A 15,606-nucleotide genomic window follows, 5' to 3' on the forward strand; every position below is an offset into this window, starting at 1 on the left:
TTTCGTTCACCGGGCGATTAATGCCCCTGATGACCGTCCGGTGGGATCGGCTGACCGTTCCCGTGTTGATCATTATGTTGATCGTTATGACCGCCCTGCTGGCCGTTGCCGCCAGGATGACCGTTGTTGTTGCCATGGTGATCGCCGCCGTTTGGACGGCCCTGATCATGTGGCTGCGGTCTTGGCGGTGGATTCGAATGCCTGCGCTGTGGCGGCTTGGAATCCCAGCGATCGCCATGCCAGTACATGCCATGCTCATTACGGTCACCGTAATGATGGCCCTGATGCTCGTGCCACCACTGCGGCGGACGCCAGTCATAGCCATCCCAGTAGTAGCCGCGCTGATCCTGATCCCCGAGGTGGAGCGTTACGCCAGGGACATTAACGTCAATAGAAACATTTGCCTGCGCGATCACAGGCAATGCCAGTGCACAACAAAGCAATAAGAGAGATTTTTTCACGATGGTCACGCCTTCTTTATTTTTTATGACGTGTTTTTTATATCAGCAGGCAAAAGAAGTGAACATGAGAAATAAGCGTATTTTCGGATAACTTGCCGAGCCCTTACAATAAAAATACAAATATATCCTGATTGAAATAACTCAACAGGATGAAGATTATTATCTATTCAAATCTTATTACGACTCTAACAAATCTTAACGTAAGTCTGACAACAACGTTGTTGCGATCTCTTTATACTCGCCTTGTTTATTCAAATAAAGGATGTCTCATATGCGTCGTATTTTAGCTTTATTTAGCGTAGCTCTGGTCGTCGTCAGCCTCAGTGGCTGTTTATTCCCGCCGTTCTGGGGCCCTGGTGGTGGCGGTCACGGTGGTGGTCATGGCGGCGGTGGCCCTGGTGGACCGCGTATGTTCTACAACCATTAATTCAACTTTCTAATCTGACTCATATATTTTCAGGTCACTCGTCGGGAGAATAAATGCGTGCGCATTTTAACCTGAACATATTGAGCTATTTAACTTAAGGGGCTTCGGCTCCTTTTTTAATTATCATCGCTTACACATCAATTGATAATTATGTTCCCTTCCAGACTTGAAATTTAATCTATCAGACTAATCCTGAAGCGCCCACCCCTTTAACACTATCTTTTCACTTTCTGTGCTAATAACTTAAAAGCGTAAAATCCCCCGCCGAACTTACGTGAGGATGATCACAAAAAATAGGTAAAAAAAAGGCCGCTTTCGCGACCTTTTTGATGATTTTACTTATTCTTTCGGAGTGGCATTCTCAACACGACTTTTCAATTTCTGTCCCGGACGGAAAGTCACCACACGACGCGCCGTGATCGGAATATCTTCGCCGGTTTTCGGGTTACGTCCCGGACGTTGGTTTTTGTCACGCAGATCAAAGTTGCCAAAGCCAGACAGTTTTACTTGCTCGCCATTTTCCAAAGCACGACGGACTTCTTCGAAAAATATTTCAACAAGGTCTTTGGCATCCCGTTTGCTCAGCCCGAGCTTCTCAAACAGGTGTTCTGACATTTCAGCTTTAGTAAGCGCCATAGGTTCAATCCCTCAAGGATGCTTGGAATCGCTGTTTTAGAGCCTCTACGCATTTTGCAACGGTAGCGGCGATCTCCTCTTCTTCCAGTGTACGGGCGGTATCCTGCAACACCAGACTGATAGCCAGGCTCTTATAACCCTCAGCTACGCCCTTGCCACGGTACACATCAAACAAGTTTACGCCAACTACCTGATTTGCGCCAACTTTCTTGCACTCTGCCAAAATATCGTCTGCGGGCACGTTTTCAGCCACAACAACAGCGATGTCACGACGGTTCGCCGGGAAGCGGGAAATCTCTTTCGCATCAGGCAGTACGCGGTCTGCGACCTTATTCCATAACAGTTCGAAGACAACAGTACGGCCATTGAGATCGAGTTTACGTTCCAGTTCCGGGTGTACTACACCAATGAAACCAATACGTTCGCCGTGTAAATAAATCGCTGCGCTCTGCCCAGGGTGCAGTGCAGGATTTGCTTCAACCTTGAACTGTACATCGTTCATTTTGCCGGTAAGCTCAAGAATAGCCTCAAGATCACCTTTCAAATCGTAGTAGTCAACTGCCTGACGCGCCAGATCCCAGTGCTCTTCATTTTTCGTTCCGGAGATCACACCGGACAGCATGACGTCCTGACGGATCCCCAAATCGGCTTGTGTATCAGGCACAAAGCGCAGGCCGCTTTCAAATAAGCGCACGCGACTTTGCTGACGATTTTGGTTATTGACTACCGCACTCAGCAGACCAGACCACAGAGAAAGACGCATTGCCGACATTTCTACCGAGATCGGGCTTGGCAGAATCAGCGCGTCTTCACCCGGATGCAGCAGAGCCTGAACTTTTGGATCAACAAAACTATAGGTGATCGCTTCCTGGAAACCACGGTCAACCAGCAGATTTTTCACACGTTTGAGTGACAAATTCGCTTCACGGTGTTTAGTCATCACCAGGCTGACTTTCACCGGGACATCTGGAATGTTGTTGTAGCCGTAAACACGCGCCACTTCTTCCACCAGGTCTTCTTCAATTTGCATATCGAAACGCCAGCTTGGCGCGACAGCGACCCAGTGATCGCCATGATGCTGAACCTGACAGCCCAGACGGGTCAGAATGTCCGTTACCTGCGCATCTTCAACGTGATGCCCAATCAGGCGATCCAATTTTTCGCGACGCAGGGTAATGGTTGCAGCTTTCGGCAAGTCAGCTTCTGACGTTACGTCGATAACCGGACCCGCTTCGCCACCACAAATGCTCAGCAGTAACGCGGTTGCACGTTCGATGGCTTTGAATTGCAGTTGTGGGTCAACGCCACGTTCATAACGGTGCGAAGCGTCGGTGTGCAGACCCTGACGGCGCGCGCGGCCGGTGATAGACAGCGGAGCAAAGAATGCAGATTCCAGCAGCACGTCCTGAGTTTCATCGTTCACACCAGAATGTTCACCACCGAAAATCCCAGCCATCGCCAGTGCTTTACCGTGATCGGCGATCACCAACGTGTCTTCGTTCAGTTTAGCTTCAGTGCCATCAAGCAGAGTCAGCGCTTCATCTTTTTTCGCCATACGCACAACGATACCACCGTCGATACGGTTCAGGTCGAAGGCGTGCATTGGCTGACCGAGTTCAAGCAGCACATAGTTTGTGATATCGACGACGGCATCGATTGAACGCGTCCCACAGCGGCGCAGTTTTTCACGCATCCACAATGGCGTAGGCGCCTTAACGTTGATGCCTTTGACTACGCGGCCCAGATAACGCGGACAAGCCTGAGGAGCCTGAACATCGATAGAAATAGCAGTATCAATAGTGGCTTTAACCGGATTCATTTCCGGCTCAACCAGCGGGAGCTGGTTAATCACCGCAACGTCACGCGCCACGCCCAGAATACCCAGGCAATCCGCACGGTTTGGCGTCACGCTGATTTCAATAGTCGTGTCGTCCAGTTTCAGGAATTCACGAATATCGGTGCCAACAGGCGCATCCAGCGGTAACTCGATGATGCCATCGTGATCATCTGAAATCGCCAGTTCAGAGAATGAACACAGCATGCCTTCAGACGGTTCGCCACGCAGTTTGGCTGCCTTGATTTTGAAATCACCCGGCAATACCGCGCCCACGGTGGCGACAGCAACTTTAAGGCCCTGACGGCAGTTTGGTGCACCACAAACGATGTCCAGCAGACGGTCGCCGCCGACGTTTACTTTTGTTACGCGCAGTTTGTCTGCATTCGGATGCTGACCACATTCGACCACTTCACCCACTACGACGCCGTTAAAAGCGCCCGCGACAGGTTCAACGCCATCGACTTCCAGGCCAGCCATGGTGATTTGGTCTGATAATGCTTCGCTGCTGATGGCTGGGTTTACCCACTCACGCAACCAGAGTTCACTGAATTTCATGTGATATTCCCGCCTTACTTAAACTGTTTGAGGAAACGCAGATCGTTTTCGAAGAATGCACGCAGATCGGTCACGCCATAACGCAGCATGGTCAGACGCTCCATCCCCATACCGAAGGCAAAACCAGAATACACTTCCGGATCAATACCGACGTTACGCAATACGTTCGGGTGCACCATGCCGCAACCCAGCACTTCCAGCCATTTCCCGTTTTTGCCCATAACGTCAACTTCCGCAGAAGGCTCGGTGAACGGGAAATAAGAAGGACGGAAACGGATCTGCAAATCAGCTTCAAAGAAGTTGTTAAGGAAATCGTGCAGCGTGCCTTTCAGGTTGGAGAAGCTGATGTCTTTATCAACAATCAGGCCTTCCATCTGATGGAACATCGGGGTGTGAGTCTGGTCGTAATCGTTACGATAAACGCGGCCCGGCGCGATAATACGGATTGGCGGTTGCTGATCTTTCATCGTGCGGATCTGAACGCCGGACGTCTGAGTTCGCAGCAGGCGCTTAGCGTCAAACCAGAAAGTGTCGTGGTCAGCACGGGCCGGGTGGTGCCCCGGGATATTCAGAGCATCGAAGTTATGATAGTCATCTTCGATTTCCGGACCGGTTTCCACGGTAAAGCCGAGTTCACCGAAGAAAGTTTCAATGCGGTCGATAGTACGGGTCACCGGATGCAAACCGCCGTTTTCGATACGACGGCCTGGCAGGGAAACATCAATCGTTTCTTCTGCAAGACGCGCATTCAGCACAGCGGATTCCAGCGTATTTTTCCGCGCATTCAGGGCTTCCTGAACCTGCGTTTTCGCTTCGTTGATCACTGCGCCTGCTGCCGGACGTTCTTCCGCTGGCAATTCACGGAGGGTCGTCATCTGGAGTGTCAGGTGGCCTTTCTTACCCAGATATTCGACACGCACGTTATCCAGCGCGGCGATATCCTGAGCACTCTCTACGGCTGCCTTGGCATTGGCAACCAGCTCTGCGAGATGTGGCATTGCTTTCCTCTTCTTCTGGCCAATATGGCCCGATGTAAAATAACCGTTATTAATCAGGGGCGCGATTTTGACCCTGAACCTTAGTGTATAAAGCACAGATACAAAAAAGCCTCCACAAGGGAGGCTTAGGCGCTACTTTTCGTTTCTTCTCTTACGCGCGAAAGCCTTCCTGAGTCAGGCGCTAAAGTAAAAAAAGAAACGGAAAATAGCAGCATTCATGCTTGCGTTACCTTAATGATTGTCTTTCTTGTGCATGGACGTAAACGGGACTGTCAGTATTAAACAACGAATCAGCCTGTTTTTAAACACAAAATATAAAAGAGGGAGCAAGCTCCCTCTTTCACCTGACTTACGCCAGTGCTGCTTTCGCTTTTTCGACCAGAGCGGCAAATACCACTTTGTCGAATACTGCGATGTCAGCCAAGATCTTACGGTCAATTTCAATAGAAGCTTTTTTCAAGCCGTTAATGAATTTGCTGTAAGACATGTCGTTCTGACGAGCTGCTGCGTTGATACGCGCGATCCACAGCTGACGGAACTGACGTTTCTTTTGACGACGGTCACGGTAAGCGTATTGACCAGCTTTGATAACAGCCTGGAATGCAACACGATATACGCGAGAACGGGCACCGTAGTAACCTTTCGCCTGTTTTAAGATTTTCTTGTGACGTGCACGTGCAACCACACCACGTTTTACGCGAGCCATATGCTCTCCTGAGTTTTATATTCTAGATTAAAAAAAGTGTATTTATGCGTACGGCAGACATGCAGAGACCAGACCCAAATCGTTCTTGGATACCAGGCCTTTTGGACGCAAGTGACGTTTACGCTTAGTAGCTTTTTTGGTCAGAATATGACGCAGGTTTGCGTGCTTACGCTTAAAACCACCGTTGGCGGTTTTTTTGAAGCGTTTAGCGGCGCCGCGTACTGTTTTGATCTTTGGCATTTTAAATTCCACTTCGCATTGTTATTAACATGAATCAGAAAGGCGAATCCAGCATACGCGGTGCGAACACCGCGTAGCAGGATTACTTGGAAGCCTTACTGTTTCTTCTTAGGTGCGAGCACCATGATCATCTGACGACCTTCGATCTTCGTAGGGAAGGATTCGACAACGGCCAGTTCAGAATCTTCACACAGGTCTTTACGGACGCGGTTAAGCACTTCCATACCGATCTGTTGGTGCGCCATTTCACGCCCACGGAAACGCAGGGTGATTTTAGCTTTATCGCCATCTTCCAGAAAGCGAATCAGGTTGCGTAGTTTGACCTGATAGTCGCCATCATCGGTACCAGGTCGGAATTTGATTTCCTTAACCTGAATAACTTTTTGTTTCTTTTTCTGCTCTTTGGTCGACTTGCTCTTCTCGTAGAGGAATTTGCCGTAATCCATGATTCGACAAACTGGCGGCTCGGCATTCGGACTGATTTCTACTAAATCGACGCCCGCTTCCTCAGCTTTTTCAAGAGCTTCATTCAGACTGACAATACCAATCTGCTCGCCATCGACGCCGGTGAGGCGAACTTCTTGCGCGCGAATCTCTTTGTTAATGCGATTAGGACGCGCCGGTTGAACTCGTTTTCCGCCTTTAATACTTTATTCCTCCAGTTGATGAAGACTTCTGCTGCGGATTTCCGCCAGCAGTTTGTCAACGACTTCGCTAACATCCATGCTTCCTAAGTCTTTGCCGCGGCGGGTACGAACAGCAACTTTGCCTGATTCGACCTCTTTATCGCCACAAACTAACATGTAAGGAACACGGCGCAGCGTGTGTTCGCGGATTTTAAAGCCAATCTTCTCATTTCTCAAGTCGGCTTTAACGCGAATGCCTGCATCTTGCAGTTTTTTAGTTAATTCTTCGACATACGGCGCTTGTGAATCAGTAATGTTCATGATCACAACTTGCACCGGCGCCATCCAGGTCGGGAAGAACCCGGCGTATTCTTCGGTCAGAATACCGATGAAGCGCTCCATGGAACCCAGAATAGCACGGTGAATCATTACCGGGACCTGACGGTCGTTGCTTTCGCCAATATAGGAGGCGTTCAAGCGACCAGGTAATGAAAAGTCGAGCTGCACGGTACCACACTGCCACGCACGATCCAAACAATCATGCAAGGTAAATTCAATTTTCGGACCGTAGAACGCACCTTCGCCCGGCTGATATTCGAATTCAATCTTGTTTTCGGTCAGTGCTGCAGCCAGGTCATCTTCTGCCTTAGTCCACATTTCGTCAGTACCAATGCGCTTCTCAGGACGGGTGGACAGTTTCACCACGATCTTTTCGAAACCAAAAGTGCTGTACATGTCGTAGACCATGCGAATACAGCTGTTCACTTCGTCACGAACCTGCTCTTCGGTACAGAAGATGTGGGCGTCGTCCTGAGTGAAACCACGAACCCGCATCAGGCCATGCAATGCGCCCGATGGCTCATTACGGTGGCAGCTGCCGAACTCGGCCATACGCAGCGGCAGGTCTCGGTAGGACTTCAGACCCTGGTTGAAGATCTGAACGTGACCCGGACAGTTCATCGGTTTGATGCAGTATTCACGGTTTTCAGAAGACGTGGTGAACATCGCTTCTTTGTAGTTTTCCCAGTGACCTGTTTTTTCCCACAGTACGCGGTCCATCATGAACGGACCTTTGACTTCCTGATAGTCATAAGACTTCAGTTTCATACGTACGAAGGCTTCGAGCTCACGGAAAATAGTCCAGCCGTCGTTGTGCCAGAACACCATGCCCGGCGCTTCTTCCTGCATGTGATACAGGTCGAGTTGCTTACCGATTTTACGGTGATCGCGCTTGCCGGCTTCTTCCAGACGCTGAATGTAGGCATTAAGTTGCTTTTTGTCTGCCCAGGCAGTGCCGTAGATACGTTGCAACATTTTATTGTCGCTGTTGCCACGCCAGTAAGCACCGGATGTTTTCTGCAGTTTGAAATGATGGCAGAAACGCATGTTCGGTACGTGCGGGCCGCGGCACATATCGACGTATTCTTCATGATGATACAGGCCCGGACGATCATCATGGCTGATGTTTTCATCCAGAATCGCGACTTTATATTCTTCACCACGGCTTGCAAAGGTATCGCGCGCTTCCTGCCAGCTGACTTTCTTTTTAATAACGTCGTAATTCTTTTCAGCCAGTTCGTGCATGCGCTTTTCAAGCAGTTCAATGTCTTCCTGAGTGAGCGTACGATCTAAATCGACGTCATAATAGAAGCCATTATCGATAACCGGGCCGATAGCCATTTTGGTGTCTGGCCACAATTGTTTGATGGCATGACCCAAAAGGTGCGCACAGGAGTGACGCAAAATTTCAAGACCGGCTTCGTCTTTAGCGGTGATGATCGCCAGTTGCGCGTCGGTTTCAATCAGATCGGTTGCATCAACCAGTTCGCCGTTAACACGACCAGCGATACAGGCTTTCGCCAGACCAGGACCGATATCGAGAGCAACATCAAGAGGTGAAACGGGGCGATCAAAAACGCGCTGGCTTCCATCAGGAAGAGTAATGACAGGCATGTTAATTCCTTAATCTACAGTGGTGCCCCACACGACAGAGCACATCTAGAAAAATATTTGAGTTTAATTTCATGTAGTTATTCACGCTATTCAGCTTTACTTTGCCAAATATAGGCACCCTGGAATACATCACGTAATTGTATCGGGATGCGACGTGAAAACAGACAGCGAGTTTACCACCCGTAAAGTGCGAATTTCCAGCAACCTGTGTTGCTTAAGATGGATATTTTTCGTGTAATCCCCTCCGGACACGCTAAGGTAAACATAAACGCTTTTTAAAAGGGAAATTTATGTCAGAAGTCAGCCTGTTATTCCAGGCCATCGGATTGGGTTTAGTGGTGATTCTTCCGCTGGCAAATCCGTTAACCACCGTTGCCCTTTTGCTTGGGCTATCCGGAAACATGACAGCTCAGGAGCGAAATCAGCAGTCACTGATGGCCTCGGTATATGTTTTCATTATCATGATGGTCGCCTACTACGCCGGACAACTGGTGATGAATACCTTCGGGATTTCAATTCCCGGCTTGCGTATTGCGGGCGGTCTGATTGTCACATTTATCGGTTTCCGAATGCTTTTCCCTCAGCAACACGTTGAAGAGAAAGTACTGATGGAGAATAAAACCGAGGAGATGAAACGACAGGATTCACCGAATATCGCGTTTGTGCCGCTGGCGATGCCCAGCACCGCGGGTCCGGGTACTATTGCGATGATTATCAGCAGCGCATCAACCATAAGAGAAGGTTCAGATTTTCCTCACTGGGTAATTTTAGTGGCGCCGGTGCTGATTTTCTTTCTGGTCAGCCTGATTTTATGGCTCACATTGCGCAGTGCGGGCGGCATTATGCGTCTGGTTGGGAAAAGCGGGATTGAAGCAATTTCGCGGCTGATGGGATTCTTGCTGGTCTGTATGGGCGTGCAGTTTGTGATTAACGGCGTGACTGAAATTATTTCTCATTTCCCGCCAGCAGCCTGATTCGCTACTGACGGGAAACGGAACTTAACGCATCGCCAGATAGGCGCTGTTCACTTTCCACAGATAACGCGGAGCCTGAGGCGCCGGATGTTTCTGCTGCACATGCTGGTAAAACTCTTGCGGAGACATCTGATTAATTTTCGCAATTGCGTATGTTTTATCTTTCGCGAAAGTTCTCAGTAATGCTCCAGCCCCGTTAACGTAGGCCACCGTCGTTGCATAACGACGGGTTTCCGGATTACTGATCCCCGCCAGCTGCTGCTGGAGGATACTCAGATACGCCGTGCCCAAGTCGATATTCATCGCGGGATCTTTCAGTTCATGAGCGCTGGGCTGCCCGTAACGTCCTTTCATCCGGTAGGCATCGCGTCCTGCCGTTGAGGCCTTTAGCTGCATTAACCCAATCGCATTCGATTTACTGACAACGGTTGGGTTATATCCAGATTCAACCTGAATGATTGCTTTAACAAGTGTTTCGTCGACGCCGTAAGTATTTGCCGCCTGGTGAATAACATCACCATAAGGCCCCGGATGCATTAATGAAGTTTCGCTTTGTATGGGTGGCGATGGATTCAAAAAATGCGTGGTTTTAACCGGTGTTTCTTTAGCGCAACCCGCCAGTAAAAGCGCGGCCATCAAATAAAGAATTTTTGGTTTCACGTTTTCTCTCTCGCGACTGGGACGAGGGCTAGCATATACATCTTCTTCCCACACCTGAATATATTTTTAGTCTATTATTATTATTGTTTTGTTAAACAAGGGGGTTAGACACATGTCGATAAGACAATTCTGCATATAAAACCTCTTTTGCGTCACATATTCTGAAATTAACAGATTCATTGATTACACTCTCAGTTCAGTCACGACACAATTCGCATAAATTAACAGCATCATCTGATTCAGCCGTGCGCGGGATCGGGTTTTTGAACCACAAAAAACGCTAACTTAATGAATTATCGGGCCAGTCAGAAGGGGTGATACCATGTGGCAAGCCGTCAATCGTTTGTTGAGTGAACACCTGGGCAGTGCTGAAATCCGCGAACGTGTTGAACTGCCGGGAGGAGAAATTCACCCGGCCTGGCGGTTGAGCTACGGTGACAGGGATGTATTCGTGAAGTGCAATGCGCGCGAAATGCTCCCTATTTTCGCGGCTGAAGCCGATCAGCTCGCACTGCTTGCCCGAAGTCAGACGGTTCGCGTGCCAGAGGTTTATGGTGTTGGCAGCGATCGTGACTACAGTTTCCTGCTGCTGGAATATATCCCGCAAAAGCCTCTGGATGCCCATAACGCCTACATTTTAGGGCAGCAACTTGCCGCGTTACATCAGTGGAGCGAGCAACTGCAATTCGGTCTTGATTTCGATAATGAGCTGGCGACCCTGCCGCAACCCAACAGCTGGCAGCGGCGCTGGGCGACATTCTTTGCCGAACAGCGTATCGGGTGGCAGTTGCAACTGGCGGCGGAAAAAGGAATGACGTTCGGCAATATCGAAGATATCACAGCAATGGTTCATGCCCGCTTACAGAACCATCAGCCTCAGCCTTCTTTATTACACGGCGATTTATGGCCGCACAACTGTGGCCTTTCCGAACACGGACCGGTCATTTTCGACCCCGCCTGTTACTGGGGCGACAGGGAATGCGATCTGGCTATGCTTCCGCTGTATCCTAATGTTCCGCCACAATTATATGACGGTTATCAAAGCAGAACGCCGCTTCCGGATGACTTCATTTCAAGACAGCCAATCTACCAGTTATATTACCTGCTAAATCGCAGTAATTTATTCGGAGGGCAGCACCTCGTTGTTGCTCAGCGCGCTATTGAAAGACTTCTCCACGACGATATTAATTAGCCTGGTAAATGTTTTACTGCATAAACAAATAAGGCCTGAATAATGAAGATATTCAGGCCTTATTTATGAGAATGATAAATCAGATGTTACAGAAAGTAATCTCAGATCAACCTGCAATTAAACCTAATAATTTCAAAATGAAATACGCAACGACTGCAATAACGATGGGCAGAATATAGAGCGGAAAATACTGCACCAGAATCGTATGTCTCGGGATGACAATCCGTTCTTCAATCTGTGGTCGTGTACGCCCTTCTGCACCTTTCGCCTGCTCAAGGATCAGTTGATCCTGGATACCTTCACGGATATGTTTCACCTGACGGGACATTCTTGCGCCGGATGCCTGTAACGCAAGACCGACAAAAATCAGCCAGTAGATAATAAAGAATACGATGTTGGCGGTGGTCACGCCCTGCCCCAAAGCAGGTACGGGGGAGTTGTACCAGAAAACGTTAAGAAACGAGGTGTTGAACTTCACCATATCGACCATCACGTGGACGAAATCCAGCATAACGGCATTGATGCCCTGCTCAGTTTTAGTGTGTTCATTAATAAAATTAAGCAATGAAATCAGTGTTGAAAGCAGCGCAGGGATAAAAATAATCCATCCTGCAATCCGTTTAATCACTGCCACGCGTCCGGCTTGTTGATACGTCATGAATTCCCCTTGTTAGGACACCTAAAGCAACACGTAAGTTTACCCACAGAAAGTATTTTGCGCCCAATGTTTTAATCAGTTACTGGCGTTGCCTGCCTGAAACAGCGTTCCTGACGGTTTTCCTGACCGTCCCTATATCGCATTTCACCCTCAGAACCGGCGGTGTTAGAGTAAAGCCTTAATTCACTTTTACGGAGTCCGCTTTCATGGCTTATGTTCGCCCTGTTAATGCAGCAATTTTCGATATGGATGGTCTGTTAATTGATTCTGAACCGCTTTGGGTTCAGGCAGAACTGGACGTTTTCGGTAGCCTCGGCGTCGATATTTCTCAGCGACATTTACTGCAGGATACGCTGGGGTTGCGCGTCGATCAGGTGGTCAGAATGTGGTATCAAACGCTGCCATGGCAAGGGCCGACGCAGGACGAAGTGTCTAAAATGATCATCACGCGCACCGTCGAACTGGTGGAACAAACACGCCCTTTGCTGCCGGGTGTGAACCAGGCACTTGAGCTGTGTCGTGACAGCGGTCTGAAAATTGGCCTCGCGTCCGCTTCTCCTTTATTTATGCTCAGGGCGGTTCTTGAGATGTTCAGCCTGCAATCCTATTTTCAGGTGATCACTTCGGCAGAAAACCTGCCTTACAGTAAACCGCACCCGGAAGTTTATCTGCTCGCAGCCGGTGAATTGCAGGTTGACCCTCTGAACTGCGTCACGCTGGAAGATTCCTTTAACGGGATGATTGCCACGAAAGCCGCACGCATGCGCTCGATTGTTGTTCCCGCCAGTGAGTATCGCGAAGATCCGCGTTGGGCGCTTGCCGACACGAAACTCGCGACCCTTGAAGCTTTAGAGCCATTACATATCATCTGAGACCTATTCCTGGGTAAACCGGCGCAAAGCCACCCCGCTTCTGTGCCGTTCCCTGCTTCAACCTGACTTCGCATTTTCCCTGCCACATTTCCCCGGACAGCGTTTAATTTCGCGAATCATGAACTGCCTCATAAAATAAATAAAACGTTATTTCATTTTTATTGAATTCATATGCCAATGAACCTATGCTGCGTTTAACAAGGACGAGCCGGGAGCTCTCCTGCTTCTGTACGCTGTCACTGCCACGCAACGGTCAGACTCGCCCGGCACGTCCCCCTTTATTGCAAACCTATGAGAGGCACCGACATGCAAGTTCGTCAAAGCATCCACAGCGACCACGCCAAAACGCTGGATACCGCACAATTACGCCGCGAATTCCTCATCGAGAAAATCTTCGAGAAAAACGCCTGCACCATGACCTACAGCCACATCGATCGCATTATCGTCGGCGGTGTTATGCCCGCTGAAAAATCAGTTTCGATAGGTGATGACGTTGGTAAACAACTCGGCGTGAGCTATTTCCTCGAACGCCGCGAGCTTGGCGTGATCAACATCGGCGGGCCGGGCCTTATTGTGGTTGACGGAACAACTTATGAGATTGGTCATGAAGAAGCGCTGTACGTCGGCAAAGGCGGGAAGCACGTTGAATTCAGCAGCGTTGATGCCGCAAAACCCGCCAAATTCTACTACAACAGCGCCCCTGCGCACACGACGTTCCCTAACAAAAAAATCACGCTGGCCGAAGCGTCTCCTCAAACTATTGGCGACGCGGCCACCAGCAACCGCCGCACCATTAATAAATTCATCGTGCCTGACGTTTTAGAAACCTGCCAGCTGACGATGGGCTTGACGAAACTCGAAGAAGGCAGCCTGTGGAACACCATGCCTTGCCATACCCACGAGCGTCGTATGGAAGTGTATTTCTACTTCAATATGGAGGAAGAAACCGCCGTGTTTCACATGATGGGGCAACCACAGGAAACGCGTCATTTGCTCGTTCATAACGAACAGGCGGTCATCTCACCGAGCTGGTCAATTCATTCCGGTGTAGGCACGAAAAACTACACCTTCATCTGGGGAATGGTTGGCGAAAACCAGGTATTTGACGACATGGATCACGTCAAAGTCAGCGAACTGCGCTAACCCTTGTGCTCTGCTGCACGGCAGCGGAGCAAATCATCCATTAATGGCGAACGTGCCGTGCAAAAGAGACTTTGAATATGATCCTCAATGCGTTTGAATTAAGCGGCAAAGTCGCAATCGTGACCGGTTGTAACACCGGACTGGGCCAGGGTATGGCGCTGGGACTGGCACAAGCCGGTTGCGATATCGTAGGTATTAACGTTTCAGCGCCAAACGAAACGGCCGAAAAAATCACGGCAACCGGCCGCCGTTTCCTCGACCTTCGCGCTGACCTGAGTAGCATTACGGGCATTCCCAAATTCATCGAAAAAGCGGTCAGCGAGTTTGGTCATATCGATATTCTGGTAAACAACGCCGGTATCATTCGCCGGGAAGATGCTATCGAGTTCAGCGAGAAGAATTGGGACGACGTGATGAACGTGAACAGCAAAACACTGTTCTTCATGTCTCAGGCCGTGGCTAAGCAGTTCATTACGCAAGGTACTGGCGGTAAAATTATTAACATTGCGTCCATGCTTTCCTATCAGGGCGGCATTCGCGTTCCTTCTTATACGGCATCAAAAAGTGCCGTCATGGGCATCACCCGGCTGATGGCTAATGAATGGGCGAAGCACAATGTTAATATTAACGCCATTGCACCGGGCTATATGGCGACCAACAATACTGAACAACTTCGTGCGGATGAAGATCGCAGCAAAGAAATTCTTGATCGCATCCCCGCCGGGCGCTGGGGTTTGCCGGAAGATGTCATGGGCCCCGTAGTATTTCTGGCGTCGAAAGCCTCGGATTACGTTAACGGCTATACCATTGCCGTTGATGGTGGATGGCTGGCGCGATAGCAACCCAATAAGTGACAATAAAAAGGCGTATTTTTATACGCCTTTTTCTTTTTTATCATATCGTTGACAATTAGTTACAGGGTGTCTCTTCCAAGATTGTGACAGTTTCACTTATACTGGATAAAATAACAGTTATCCAGTTCGGACGCGTCATGACGGCGGAAGGCCACCTCATTTTTTCAATTGCCTGTGCAGTGTTTGCGAAAAAGGCACAGCTCTCTCCGGAACTGGCGCACGGCGACTGGTGGCATATTATTCCGGGGTCGCTGCTGACGTGCCTGCTGCCCGACATCGATCATCCCAAATCACTGATTGGCCAGCGCCTGAAATGGATTTCCGCTCCGATCGCGCGGGCATTCGGGCACCGTGGATTCACACACAGCTTGCTTGCCGTCGCGGGGGGTATTTTCCTGCTACGCACCCATTTCCCTCACGACTGGGTGATCCCCATCGATGCCTTTCATGCCATGATAATTGGCTATCTGAGCCATATTCTGGCCGATATGCTGACACCAGCCGGTGTTCCATTATTGTGGCCATGCCGCTGGCGTTTTCGCCTGCCGCTAATCAACAGTCAAAAAGGCAATCAGCTCGAACGTACGTTATGTCTGATGCTGGTCGGTCTGACGCTATTCTGGCCTGACTGGACGCCCATTATTGGTGCAATAAATCCGGATATTTTTAATCACATTCTGAAATTATTCATATGACAAGCATAAAATACCGCCATTTTGGTGATATTTAGTACGAATCAAACCTAAGAACCTATCCCAAAAGGAATTGTCAGTTAATAAGTAATGGCAATTTTTGAGGGAAGTATGGCAGGCAA

18 protein-coding genes and 1 other annotated feature are annotated in these 15,606 nt (G+C 49.3%); of the genes, 7 read left to right on the plus strand and 11 right to left on the minus strand.

What is annotated here, in order from left to right; all coding sequences use genetic code 11:
* Positions 1-17: 17 nt before the first annotated feature.
* Positions 18-461: a DUF2502 domain-containing protein gene (locus J8X26_RS12985; protein WP_152325694.1), complete on the minus strand. Its 444-nt coding sequence runs from the start codon at positions 459-461 to the stop codon at positions 18-20.
* A gap of 271 nt (positions 462-732) precedes the next feature.
* On the opposite strand from J8X26_RS12985, the gene J8X26_RS12990 reads away from it, so the two are divergent.
* The gene (locus J8X26_RS12990) at positions 733-888 is read left to right on the plus strand and encodes a hypothetical protein (protein ID WP_165056879.1); all 156 of its coding nucleotides are present in this window, start codon (positions 733-735) and stop codon (positions 886-888) included.
* 339 nt (positions 889-1,227) lie between these two features.
* On the opposite strand, the gene ihfA is transcribed toward J8X26_RS12990, so the two are convergent.
* From ihfA to thrS, 8 genes are all read right to left on the minus strand, one after another.
* Entirely contained in the window at positions 1,228-1,524 is a 297-nt protein-coding gene (gene ihfA / locus J8X26_RS12995; RefSeq protein ID WP_004089944.1) for an integration host factor subunit alpha, read from the minus strand.
* Between the two features lie 4 nt (positions 1,525-1,528).
* Positions 1,529-3,916, minus strand: coding sequence for a phenylalanine--tRNA ligase subunit beta (gene pheT, locus J8X26_RS13000; protein ID WP_208951075.1), 2,388 nt, complete (start codon positions 3,914-3,916; stop codon positions 1,529-1,531).
* Positions 3,917-3,930: 14 nt separating this feature from the next.
* Positions 3,931-4,914 carry a phenylalanine--tRNA ligase subunit alpha gene (gene pheS / locus J8X26_RS13005; RefSeq protein ID WP_152325692.1) on the minus strand — a complete coding sequence of 328 codons (984 nt, stop codon included), beginning with the start codon at positions 4,912-4,914 and terminating at the stop codon, positions 3,931-3,933.
* A 99-nt stretch (positions 4,915-5,013) separates the two neighbouring features.
* Positions 5,014-5,138 (minus strand) — a sequence feature (Phe leader region).
* Positions 5,089-5,133 (minus strand): pheST operon leader peptide PheM, encoded by a 45-nt coding sequence (gene pheM, locus J8X26_RS13010; RefSeq protein ID WP_106120997.1) that lies wholly within the window; start codon positions 5,131-5,133, stop codon positions 5,089-5,091. It overlaps the preceding feature by 45 nt.
* Positions 5,139-5,263: 125 nt before the next feature.
* Positions 5,264-5,620: a 50S ribosomal protein L20 gene (gene rplT, locus J8X26_RS13015; RefSeq protein WP_208951076.1), complete on the minus strand. Its 357-nt coding sequence runs from the start codon at positions 5,618-5,620 to the stop codon at positions 5,264-5,266.
* A gap of 42 nt (positions 5,621-5,662) precedes the next feature.
* On the minus strand, positions 5,663-5,860 hold the full coding sequence (gene rpmI / locus J8X26_RS13020) for a 50S ribosomal protein L35 (RefSeq protein WP_013576135.1): 198 nt from the start codon (positions 5,858-5,860) through the stop codon (positions 5,663-5,665).
* Positions 5,861-5,955: 95 nt separating this feature from the next.
* The gene (gene infC, locus J8X26_RS13025; RefSeq protein WP_013576136.1) at positions 5,956-6,507 is read right to left on the minus strand and encodes a translation initiation factor IF-3; all 552 of its coding nucleotides are present in this window, start codon (positions 6,505-6,507) and stop codon (positions 5,956-5,958) included.
* Between the two features lie 3 nt (positions 6,508-6,510).
* A complete protein-coding gene (thrS, locus tag J8X26_RS13030) occupies positions 6,511-8,439 on the minus strand; it encodes a threonine--tRNA ligase (RefSeq protein WP_101077102.1) in 1,929 nt (642 codons plus the stop codon).
* A 290-nt stretch (positions 8,440-8,729) separates the two neighbouring features.
* Here thrS and J8X26_RS13035 point away from each other — a divergent pair, with 290 nt between their 5' ends.
* On the plus strand, positions 8,730-9,413 hold the full coding sequence (locus J8X26_RS13035) for a MarC family NAAT transporter (protein ID WP_152325690.1): 684 nt from the start codon (positions 8,730-8,732) through the stop codon (positions 9,411-9,413).
* Between the two features lie 24 nt (positions 9,414-9,437).
* On the opposite strand, the gene J8X26_RS13040 is transcribed toward J8X26_RS13035, so the two are convergent.
* On the minus strand, positions 9,438-10,073 hold the full coding sequence (locus J8X26_RS13040) for a transglycosylase SLT domain-containing protein (RefSeq protein WP_152326331.1): 636 nt from the start codon (positions 10,071-10,073) through the stop codon (positions 9,438-9,440).
* 322 nt (positions 10,074-10,395) lie between these two features.
* On the opposite strand from J8X26_RS13040, the gene J8X26_RS13045 reads away from it, so the two are divergent.
* A complete protein-coding gene (locus tag J8X26_RS13045; RefSeq protein ID WP_152325689.1) occupies positions 10,396-11,265 on the plus strand; it encodes a fructosamine kinase family protein in 870 nt (289 codons plus the stop codon).
* Between the two features lie 106 nt (positions 11,266-11,371).
* On the opposite strand, the gene J8X26_RS13050 is transcribed toward J8X26_RS13045, so the two are convergent.
* Positions 11,372-11,923, minus strand: a complete 552-nt coding sequence (locus J8X26_RS13050; protein ID WP_152325688.1) for a YniB family protein — start codon at positions 11,921-11,923, stop codon at positions 11,372-11,374.
* Positions 11,924-12,129: 206 nt separating this feature from the next.
* Between J8X26_RS13050 and hxpB the strand changes: the two genes are divergently transcribed.
* From hxpB to J8X26_RS13070, 4 genes are all read left to right on the plus strand, one after another.
* The gene (hxpB, locus tag J8X26_RS13055; protein ID WP_208951077.1) at positions 12,130-12,795 is read left to right on the plus strand and encodes a hexitol phosphatase HxpB; all 666 of its coding nucleotides are present in this window, start codon (positions 12,130-12,132) and stop codon (positions 12,793-12,795) included.
* Between the two features lie 306 nt (positions 12,796-13,101).
* Positions 13,102-13,938 (plus strand): 5-dehydro-4-deoxy-D-glucuronate isomerase, encoded by an 837-nt coding sequence (gene kduI / locus J8X26_RS13060; RefSeq protein WP_152325686.1) that lies wholly within the window; start codon positions 13,102-13,104, stop codon positions 13,936-13,938.
* Positions 13,939-14,015: 77 nt separating this feature from the next.
* Complete coding sequence (gene kduD, locus J8X26_RS13065) at positions 14,016-14,777, plus strand: 2-dehydro-3-deoxy-D-gluconate 5-dehydrogenase KduD (RefSeq protein ID WP_208951078.1); 762 nt, start codon at positions 14,016-14,018, stop codon at positions 14,775-14,777.
* A gap of 152 nt (positions 14,778-14,929) precedes the next feature.
* Positions 14,930-15,487, plus strand: a complete 558-nt coding sequence (locus J8X26_RS13070) for a metal-dependent hydrolase (protein WP_104922575.1) — start codon at positions 14,930-14,932, stop codon at positions 15,485-15,487.
* Positions 15,488-15,606: the final 119 nt, after the last annotated feature.

The sequence above is a fragment of the Rahnella sp. ChDrAdgB13 genome (assembly GCF_017655185.1).
Taxonomy (GTDB): domain Bacteria; phylum Pseudomonadota; class Gammaproteobacteria; order Enterobacterales; family Enterobacteriaceae; genus Rahnella; species Rahnella contaminans.

What these genes read in the sequence shown, in the direction of transcription:
- J8X26_RS12990 (WP_165056879.1), top strand. Translation starts at nt 733, where the DNA reads ATGCGTCGTATTTTAGCTTTATTTAGCGTAGCTCTGGTCGTCGTCAGC.
- ihfA (WP_004089944.1), bottom strand. Translation starts at nt 1,524, where the DNA reads ATGGCGCTTACTAAAGCTGAAATGTCAGAACACCTGTTTGAGAAGCTC.
- pheT (WP_208951075.1), bottom strand. Translation starts at nt 3,916, where the DNA reads ATGAAATTCAGTGAACTCTGGTTGCGTGAGTGGGTAAACCCAGCCATC.
- pheS (WP_152325692.1), bottom strand. Translation starts at nt 4,914, where the DNA reads ATGCCACATCTCGCAGAGCTGGTTGCCAATGCCAAGGCAGCCGTAGAG.
- rplT (WP_208951076.1), bottom strand. Translation starts at nt 5,620, where the DNA reads ATGGCTCGCGTAAAACGTGGTGTGGTTGCACGTGCACGTCACAAGAAA.
- rpmI (WP_013576135.1), bottom strand. Translation starts at nt 5,860, where the DNA reads ATGCCAAAGATCAAAACAGTACGCGGCGCCGCTAAACGCTTCAAAAAA.
- thrS (WP_101077102.1), bottom strand. Translation starts at nt 8,439, where the DNA reads ATGCCTGTCATTACTCTTCCTGATGGAAGCCAGCGCGTTTTTGATCGC.
- J8X26_RS13035 (WP_152325690.1), top strand. Translation starts at nt 8,730, where the DNA reads ATGTCAGAAGTCAGCCTGTTATTCCAGGCCATCGGATTGGGTTTAGTG.
- J8X26_RS13045 (WP_152325689.1), top strand. Translation starts at nt 10,396, where the DNA reads ATGTGGCAAGCCGTCAATCGTTTGTTGAGTGAACACCTGGGCAGTGCT.
- J8X26_RS13050 (WP_152325688.1), bottom strand. Translation starts at nt 11,923, where the DNA reads ATGACGTATCAACAAGCCGGACGCGTGGCAGTGATTAAACGGATTGCA.
- hxpB (WP_208951077.1), top strand. Translation starts at nt 12,130, where the DNA reads ATGGCTTATGTTCGCCCTGTTAATGCAGCAATTTTCGATATGGATGGT.
- kduI (WP_152325686.1), top strand. Translation starts at nt 13,102, where the DNA reads ATGCAAGTTCGTCAAAGCATCCACAGCGACCACGCCAAAACGCTGGAT.
- kduD (WP_208951078.1), top strand. Translation starts at nt 14,016, where the DNA reads ATGATCCTCAATGCGTTTGAATTAAGCGGCAAAGTCGCAATCGTGACC.
- J8X26_RS13070 (WP_104922575.1), top strand. Translation starts at nt 14,930, where the DNA reads ATGACGGCGGAAGGCCACCTCATTTTTTCAATTGCCTGTGCAGTGTTT.